Origin of the sequence: Candidatus Accumulibacter aalborgensis (assembly GCF_900089955.1) — a bacterium.
In the GTDB taxonomy this organism is placed as follows: domain Bacteria; phylum Pseudomonadota; class Gammaproteobacteria; order Burkholderiales; family Rhodocyclaceae; genus Accumulibacter; species Accumulibacter aalborgensis.
In genome coordinates this window covers 1-8,340 of the sequence record NZ_FLQX01000006.1, presented here as the reverse complement: position 1 = coordinate 8,340, position 8,340 = coordinate 1, and the positions used below count along the sequence as shown (strand labels likewise).

At 60.3% G+C, this 8,340-nt stretch carries 8 protein-coding genes; 5 read left to right on the top strand and 3 right to left on the bottom strand.

The genetic code is table 11. From position 1 onward, the window contains the following. Positions 1–899, top strand: an 899-nt coding sequence (locus tag ACCAA_RS01400) for a class I SAM-dependent methyltransferase (protein ID WP_186405464.1), incomplete at its 5' end; no start/stop codon positions are given. Positions 900–948: 49 nt separating this feature from the next. Here ACCAA_RS01400 and ACCAA_RS01395 read toward each other — a convergent pair. The 3 genes from ACCAA_RS01395 to chrA all read right to left on the bottom strand — a co-directional run bounded on the left by ACCAA_RS01395 (position 949) and on the right by chrA (position 4,967). Continuing rightward, the gene (locus ACCAA_RS01395) at positions 949–2,178 is read right to left on the bottom strand and encodes an ABC transporter permease (protein ID WP_245754375.1); all 1,230 of its coding nucleotides are present in this window, start codon (positions 2,176–2,178) and stop codon (positions 949–951) included. A gap of 4 nt (positions 2,179–2,182) precedes the next feature. Beyond that, on the bottom strand, positions 2,183–3,424 hold the full coding sequence (locus ACCAA_RS01390) for an FtsX-like permease family protein (protein WP_342674018.1): 1,242 nt from the start codon (positions 3,422–3,424) through the stop codon (positions 2,183–2,185). Positions 3,425–3,602: 178 nt separating this feature from the next. Then, positions 3,603–4,967, bottom strand: a complete 1,365-nt coding sequence (chrA, locus tag ACCAA_RS01385; protein WP_186405463.1) for a chromate efflux transporter — start codon at positions 4,965–4,967, stop codon at positions 3,603–3,605. A gap of 232 nt (positions 4,968–5,199) precedes the next feature. Here chrA and ACCAA_RS01380 point away from each other — a divergent pair, with 232 nt between their 5' ends. The 4 genes from ACCAA_RS01380 (at position 5,200) to ACCAA_RS01365 (ending at position 8,109) form a co-directional block, all read left to right on the top strand. Further along, positions 5,200–5,859 carry an ArsR/SmtB family transcription factor gene (locus tag ACCAA_RS01380; protein ID WP_186405462.1) on the top strand — a complete coding sequence of 220 codons (660 nt, stop codon included), beginning with the start codon at positions 5,200–5,202 and terminating at the stop codon, positions 5,857–5,859. 56 nt (positions 5,860–5,915) lie between these two features. Beyond that, complete coding sequence (locus ACCAA_RS01375; RefSeq protein ID WP_186405465.1) at positions 5,916–7,088, top strand: trans-sulfuration enzyme family protein; 1,173 nt, start codon at positions 5,916–5,918, stop codon at positions 7,086–7,088. 64 nt (positions 7,089–7,152) lie between these two features. Further along, positions 7,153–7,728, top strand: coding sequence for a class I SAM-dependent methyltransferase (locus ACCAA_RS01370; protein WP_186405461.1), 576 nt, complete (start codon positions 7,153–7,155; stop codon positions 7,726–7,728). 24 nt (positions 7,729–7,752) lie between these two features. Then, positions 7,753–8,109 (top strand): DsrE/DsrF/TusD sulfur relay family protein, encoded by a 357-nt coding sequence (locus ACCAA_RS01365; protein ID WP_186405460.1) that lies wholly within the window; start codon positions 7,753–7,755, stop codon positions 8,107–8,109. Positions 8,110–8,340: the final 231 nt, after the last annotated feature.

Here is an 8,340-nt window from a genome sequence, read left to right as displayed (position 1 = left end):
GGCCTGCGCCGCCTTGCGCGACGCGCAAGCCCTGTGTTACTTTCACTTTCATGTTGGACGACCTTTTTTACTTTTTTCGTGAGGGACTCACTGAGTGGAAGGACGAGCGAGTTCCCCATCGCGCGTCACTGAACTTTGATGCAGACTACTGCGAGCAATACACCAGGGCCTCCCACCTCAGCGATTTTCGCGTCCTCCTGGCCGTCGTTCTCGAACGGGCGCTGGCCGGCGTTCCGCTGCACGGACAGGCGCTGGACCTGGCCTGCGGGCCAGGGGTGCTGCTCGGGGAACTGGCCGGGCAGCGACCCGGTATGGCATTCGTCGGTATCGATCTGTCGCGGGCCATGCTCGCCGAAGCGGAGCGTCATATTCAGCACGAGCACATCGCAAATGTCCGGTTGATGCAAGGAGACATGGCTCATTTGCCCGAGATCTTCGGCGAGCAAAGGTTCGATCTCATCACCTGGACCTTTGGACTGCATTATTGCCCGACTGCACAGCAGGCTCTGGCGACGCTCAACGCTGCAGCGGACTTGCTCCGGCCTGGGGGCACTTTCTTTCTCGTCGATCTCGTGCGCTTCAAGCGAGAAGCAACGCGACGCTGGTTTGCCCACAAGTATGACCGTGAGCATGGCGACAGCTTCTTTGCCGAGATCCAGGAGTCTTATCTGGCTTCGTTCTCACCCACAGAATTGGCCGATCTGCTCAGCAAAAGCCGCCTCAGAGGGATGACAATGGAATGGTCTCGCCTGTTCCCCGTCATTCTCTTCGCCCACAATCGCGGCGTCCACGAGATCTCGCCGGTACACCTGGATCTCCCTTGGCGCCAGCGGTTGAAACGCGCCGCCCTGCGTGCCGTTTTCGATAGATCCGTCGGTCAGGCAATCGTGCGCAGATAGACGCCTTGAGCCGGCAGCATCGCCGGTGCGTGCCTCGCGTCGAACAGGACTAGACGTTCTGGCGCAAGGCATCGACCACCGGCACACGCGCCACAGCCCGTGCCGGTAACAGGGACGACAGCACGGTAGCCAGAAAGCCGATGGCGAACGAGACGAGCAGGACACTGGGAACGAGACGAATGTACGCCGTATACCCCACGTTGGAATTGGGCGGTGGCGGCATGGGTATGCCGATTGCGGACAGCCCCAAGGCGAGCAGAACACCCAGAACAACCCCCAGCGTGGCGCCAATCAAGCCCAGCAGGACATTCTCGACGATGATCAGAACCGAGATCTGCCAGTCATGGCTGCCCAGCGCCTTGAGCGTCCCGAACTCGCCGACTCGTTCGTAGGCCGACATGTTGACGCTGTTGGCCACGCTCAGCAGCACCACGACAAGGATGATGAACTGCAGGACGGCCAGTTGAGTCTTGTACAGGTCGACGGTCTTCGCGTAGAAATCATCGAGTTCCAGCCATGTCTTGATCTCGAATCCTCTGCGTCCGAGGTCTGCTGCCAGCTTCGCCGCCACGGCATCGGTAGTCAGCGTATCGGCCAGAGAGACGACAACGGAATGCGCGCCCTGCAGGCGGAGCAGGTCCTGTGCTGCCGGCAGCGAAATACGCACGGCTCGGGCATCGAAATCCTTCGCATACGTGCGGAAGATGCCAACCACCTTGAACTCGACGCTGTTCAGCGCGCCCTCGGGCGTGTTGGCGAGGATGGTCACGAACGACTCGACGTCAATGGCCAGGGATTTCGCCACACCTTCGCCGAGCAGAATGCCGTTGACATCAGTATCCTTGAGTTGGCGCCCGGCGATTATGACCAGGTGGCTGCCAAGCTTGGTCTCCTTGTCGGCTTCGACGCCTTCACCAACGATCGGCAAGTCGGTCTTGCCGTTGTTCAAGAGGCCGAAGAAGTTGAGGCGCATCATCGTGTCGAGCACACCGGGGACGGCGGCCAGCGGAATCTGCACCTCCTCCGGCGCGGTAATCATGTACTTGTAGGGGTCCTTGACCCCGTTGGCGTAGAAGCCTTCCCGATAGATCTGCAGGTGGCCAAAGCGTGAGTGGATGGTGGCCTCACGCAACTGGATGAATACATCTTCGACGAAGCCCCCGGACACTATCAAGGCCATCACACCGACCACGATCGAGGCCAGCGTCATGGCCGTCCGAGCTTTTTGCCGGAACAGATTGCGCAGGCTGCTGCGCAGGGTCATCATCTCCAGCATCATGGACTCATACGGCACGACGCAGAGCATCGACGATCTGAAGCCGCGACGCTTTCCAGGCCGGGTACAGACTGGCCAGTATCGACGAGGCGACGGCCAGCAGGAAGCCGTTGAAGGCCAGCTCGCCGGTTACCCGAATCTCGGCGTTGAAGCCCTCATCCATACCGGGAGCCGCCGGCATCGGTATGCCCACCGCCGATATCGCATACGCCAGGAGATAGCCGAGGAGAGCGCCGAGCGCTCCGCCAACCAGGCCCAGCACAACGCCTTCACTGACAAACAATTGCATCACCTCGCGGCGGCGGAAGCCGATCGCCATCATCGTCCCGATTTCGCTGGTCCGCTCCCTGACGCTGGTCATCAGGGCGTTGGAGATGCTCATGATGATGATCACGGCGATGATCATGCGCACGAACCCCGTCTGCGACGAGAACAAGTCGACCACCGCCTTGTAGAAATCGGCAAGGTCGAGCCAGGACTTGACCTCCAACCCTTCGCCGTTCCTGGCCATCAGGCGGCTCAGGCGCTGCAGCATCTCGTCCGTGCGCTCGGTCTCGTCGAGCAGCACGATCAACTGATGCGAGCCTTCAACCCGCATCAGCTTGCGCGCGAGAGCGATCGGCACCCGCAGCGCGACATCGTCAAAGGCCTTTACCGCAGTATGGAATATGCCCTGAACGTTCGCTTCGACGGCCGAGACGCCACCATTCCGGGTGGTCACCAAGAGCACGACAATCGCACCCGGTTCAGCGCCAAGGCTCGCGGCAAGACCTTTGCCAAGGATGATTCCATTGGGCACGGCACTGGCGAGGGGCTTGCCGGAATGCACGATCAATTCCTTGGACAGGTCGCCTTCAGTCTCCGGCGCGACACCCTCGCCAAGGAAGCTTAGCGTGGTGTCCCCCCTGGAAACAAGACCCGAAAACGCTAGTCGCGGGGTCACCGTTTTGACGTGCGGCAGCGACTTGATCTTCCTGGTATCGACCGCTTGCTCGCCGATCAGGTAGGCATAGGGATCGGCCACGCCATGTTCGTAATAGCCGCGCTTGACGATCTGGAGGTGACCCAGGCGCGAGTGAATGGTCGACTCCCGCTCCATCCAGATCATCCATTCCGCAAACCCGCCGGCGAGCACCAGAGCAACGACGCCGAATCCGATGGCGCCGACGCAAACTCCCGTTCGCCGGCGGTGGCGCGCGAGATTACGGAAAGCAAGCGCGAAGGTCTGTCCGATCATCTTCTCGGCCACGCAACTTCCGCCGCCGCGAGGGCTGCCCAGTCAGCATGCAGGGCGCCCGTCTGGCCAGGTGCAGGGACAGCATCCACGCGTGGTTGATCACAGATCATGAAAGAACAGGAAATCCAACGGGCATCGGCGACAGTATAGGTGCCTGGATCAACTGTGGTCAATCCAAGACTTGAGCGTTTCAGGGGAGTAAGGCCTTGGCGAGCAAACCGAGCATGCCGCAAGCCGCGATGACCTGGATCACGCTGCGCTGGTAGCGGAAGAGCGCCACGGCGGCGGCCAGCGCGATGGCCGCCGAAAGCCAGTCGACGGCGCCGGCGAAGCCTACAGGCCACAGCACGTGGTAGGCGAAAAAGAGCGCCAGGTTGAGGATCACGCCGACCACCGCAGCGGTGATGGCGGTAAGCGGCGCGGTGAATTTCAGGTCGTTGTGCGTCGTCTCGACCAGCGGCCCGCCGGCGAGAATGAACAGGAACGACGGCAGAAAGGTGAACCAGGTGACCAGCGCCGCGGCCACCGCGCCGGCAAGGAACAGGCTGTCCGGCCCGAAGGCAGCCTTGACGTAGCCGCCGACGAAGCCGACGAAGGCGACGACCATGATCAGCGGACCCGGCGTGGTTTCGCCAAGCGCCAGTCCGTCGATCATCTGCGTGGCGGTGAGCCAGCCGTAGTGCACAACGGCACCCTGGTAGACGTAGGGTAGTACGGCGTAGGCACCGCCGAAGGTCAGCAATGCCGCCTTGGTGAAGAACCAGGCCATCTGGGGCAAGGTGCTCTCCCAGTCGTAGAGCGCCGTCAACAGGGCCATTGGCAGCAGCCAGAGCAGGCCACCGACGATGGCGACGCGCGCCAGCCCCGACCACCTGAAGACGGCGTGCGCCGGAGTCGGCGTGTCGTCGTCGATCAGCGCCCGGCCGAAGGACTGGTCAGCCCTGCCGTGGCCGCCACCGGCGGTGAATTTGTCGGCGGCTATCCGCCCGCCGACGGCGCCGATCACCGCCGCCAGCGCGACAATCGCGGGGAACGGCACGTCGAGCGCGGCAATGGCGATCAACGAGGCCGCAGCCACTGCCCACAGGACCTTGTTTTTCAAGGCCCGCGAGCCGATACGGTGGGCCGCCTGGACGACGATGGCCGTGACGGCGGGTTTGATGCCGTAAAACAGGCCGGCGACCAGCGGCGTCTCACCAAAGGCGATATAGATCCAGGAGAAGGCGATCAGAATGAACAGGGAGGGCAGGACAAACAGTGCGCCGGCAACGATGCCGCCCAGCGACCGGTGCATCAGCCAGCCGATGTAGGTCGCCAACTGCTGCGCTTCGGGTCCCGGCAGTACCATGCAGTAGTTGAGGGCGTGCAGGAAACGCCGCTCGGAAATCCAGCGGCGCTTCTCGACCAGTTCCTGATGCATGATCGCAATCTGCCCGGCCGGGCCACCGAAGCTGACAAAACCGAGTTTGAGCCAGAAGACGAAAGCTTCCCGAAAGCTGACCGGAGCTGGAAGCGCATCGGGACGCTCGGCCCGGATGGGTTCAGGTTCGTTCATTGCACCCGACTGTACACAAAAATGTCAGGTTACGCTCCGCCAACCCGACCTACAACCCTGCAACACTCGTTTCCTCCCGCAGCGCCTGGCGAAAATGCCCGAGCAGGCGCTGCCCGTTGAACACCACCAGCAAGCTCGCCCCCATTCTTCGACCAGGCGATCATTGCCCAGATGCCACGGTCGATCAACGAAAGTCATTGACACACAATCTAACGATCGTTAGATTGTGTGTATGCGAACTCAACACCCCAAATCCTACCTCTACGAACACGTTGCCCGCATCGGCAAAGCTCTGTCGAACCCCAAGCGCCTGGAGTTAGTCGAGTTGCTTGCCCAAGGAGAGAAGAGCGTCGAAACCCTGTCTGCCCAGGCCGGCATCGACATGCGCTTGACCAGCGCCCACCTCAAGGCTTTACGAGAAGCCCGCCTGGTTGAAACAAGGCGCGACGGCAGGTACGTTCATTATCGACTGAGCGGCCCCGATGTGTCTCATCTCTGGGTCAGTCTCCGGGAAGTCGCTGAAGAACACCTTGTCGAGCTTCGTCTGGCGCTGACCCAAATGGTCAGCGAGCCCGATAGTCTATCTTCCGAAAGCCGCGAGAGTCTGTTGCATAAAGCCAGGCAGGGCGAGGTCTTCGTCATCGACGTTCGCCCACTCAGCGAGTACGACGCCGGGCACCTACCTTTTGCCCGCTCCATGCCTTTGGCGGAATTGGAGAAGAGGCTGGCTGACCTACCGCAGGATCGCACCATCGTAGCCTACTGTCGCGGGCCGTTCTGTCTGATGTCCGACGAGGCAGTCAAGTTGCTCCGCGCCAAGGGTTTTATCGCCAAGAAGATAAGCGATGGTGTGAGCGAGTGGGCAGCGAGCGGCTTACCCATCGAAACCTGAAACAACCCATAAATCCAACCACTCACGAAGCATTGATAGCTCAAGAGGAGACAGCCATGTCCGATAGGCACTCGCAATCTCTGGCGACCCGCGCCATCCACGGCAGTTCTGGCAAGGATGCCCATGGCAGTCCGCATACCCCGATCTACAACACCACGACGTTTGCCTTTTCCTCCACGGCCGACCTGCTCGAGGTGGTGGACGGCAAGAAGACGGGCAGCCTCTACACCCGTTACGGCCTGAACCCGAGCATCTTTGCCCTGGAAGAAACGTTGGCCAGTCTGGAAAGCGCGGAAATGGCCTGGGCTTTTTGCTCCGGCATGGCGGCCGAAACGGCGCTCTTCCTGACCCACGGCCGCGAAGGGATCGTCTGTATTGGTGACGCCTACGGTGGCACTCTGGAGCTACTGGCCTCCCAAATGCCCTTGCTGGGTATTCGTACCCACCTGATCCTCGGCAGCGAGCTTGAACGCCTGGACGAGCTATTGGCCGGCGGCGCGATGCTTGTTTTCTTTGAGACACCCACCAATCCCACACTCGAATTGCTCGATATCCGGGCAATTTGCACTAAAGCTCACGCGCATGGGGCCAAGGTGGTGATCGACAATACCTTCGCCTCCCCCGTCAATCAGCGCCCGCTGGAACTCGGTGCCGATTTCGTCGTCCATAGCGCCACTAAATACCTGGGGGGGCACAGCGATCTCACCGCCGGAGCGCTGATGGGATCGAAGGAACTGCTGATGCCGGTATGGAACTGGCGCAAGAACCTCGGTTCGATGATTTCCCCGGAAGTCGCCTCGCTTCTTTCACGCAGCTTGCGCACCTTGGTGGTCCGGGTTCGGCAGCAAAACGTCAGTGCCCAAGCAGTGGCCGAAGCCATGGCCCAGCACCGAAAGATCGCCCGCGTTTATTACCCCGGCCTGGCCGACTTTCCCGGTCATGAGCTTGCGAAGAAGCAGATGCACGGCTTTGGCGGCATGATGAGCATTGATGTGAAAGGTAGCGGCGTCGATGCGACCCGTGTAGCGGACCGCTTGCGCCTGTTTGCTCTGGCGCCCAGTCTGGGTGGTGCAGAAAGCCTGGTTACTCAGCCGTGCACCACCACGCAACATGGTCTGACGCCGGATGAGCGTAGCCGGCGCGGGATTTCCGACGCCATGCTGCGGCTTTCGGTTGGACTGGAAGACGCTGCCGACCTGATCGCAGACCTGGAGCAGGCCCTGGCATGAGTACAGGCGCGAATGCACCAACAGTGCCAGTCGAGACCGCGCTAGACAGACGAGAGGAAATGGTGTGAAAGGCCGTGACAGCGGAATGCCCGAAGAAGCATTCTGGACCAGCTTCTTCGATGCAGAAGGTGCGGTTGACAGACTGCTCGGCAAGAACGGGGTTCGAGGCAATGTGGTTGAATTTGGTTGCGGCTATGGAACATTCACGATTCCGGCGGCTCGGCGCACGACAGGAATGCTCTCCGCGCTGGACATTGAGCCCGACATGGTAAAGCGACTCCGGAGCAAGGCTGAAGAAAGACATCTAATCAATATTCGTGCCCAGCTTCGAGACTTTGTGGCGGACGGAACCGGGCTTGAAACCGCAAGTCAGTCGCATGCCATGATTTTCAATTTACTGCATCTGGAGCAGCCTGTAGCGCTTCTGCAAGAGGCACATCGGATTCTTCATGCGGGTGGCGTGTTGTCAGTGATTCACTGGCGAAGCGACATACCGACGCCACGCGGCCCCTCATTGGAAATACGCCCGACGCCGGAACAGTGTCGGGCGTGGATGTCCGCAGCGGGGTTTGGCAGTATCACGGACGTCGGTTTACAGGGATTCTGTCCGTTCCATTACGGACTTGTTGCCACGCGTTGATCTCCAGAAACCAGGAGGAAAACCATGAAAGTCCTGCTTATCTTTAATCGCGAACCTTACGACAACACTGACGTCACGTGGAACGGGCTGCGCTTGGCGGGGAAACTGGTAGAAGGCGACAACGAAGTCCGCATTTTCCTGATGAATGATGCCGTCGATATGGCGCGTGATGCCTGCCAGCCTCCAGAGGGCTATGACCAGGACCTGTCATGGATGCTTAAGGACCTGATCAACCAAGAGGTTGTTGTCAAGGTCTGCGGCACCTGCATGGCTCGCTGCGGTATTTACAAGAACCAGCCCTATTTTGAGGGTGCGGAAAAATCGACCATGCAAGCGCTTTCTGACTGGGTGGTTGATAGCGAGAAAGTTATCGCCTTCTGAGCGCTATTCCTTAAAGAACCCTCTACACTGGACGCTTCAGCCACTTTGTTGCCTCCACGACTGCTCCAGTTGCTACCGGTCGGAACGAAAGTTACCGGACGGGATTCGCACCCGCTGAAAGACAGCGCCTTGACGCGGCACACGTTACGCTACGCTCTTAAGTCACTCGTAACTTCTCAAAAAGCGCGGGCATGACCGTTCGCTGAATCTGGGATTCTTGCTTGCAGGTTG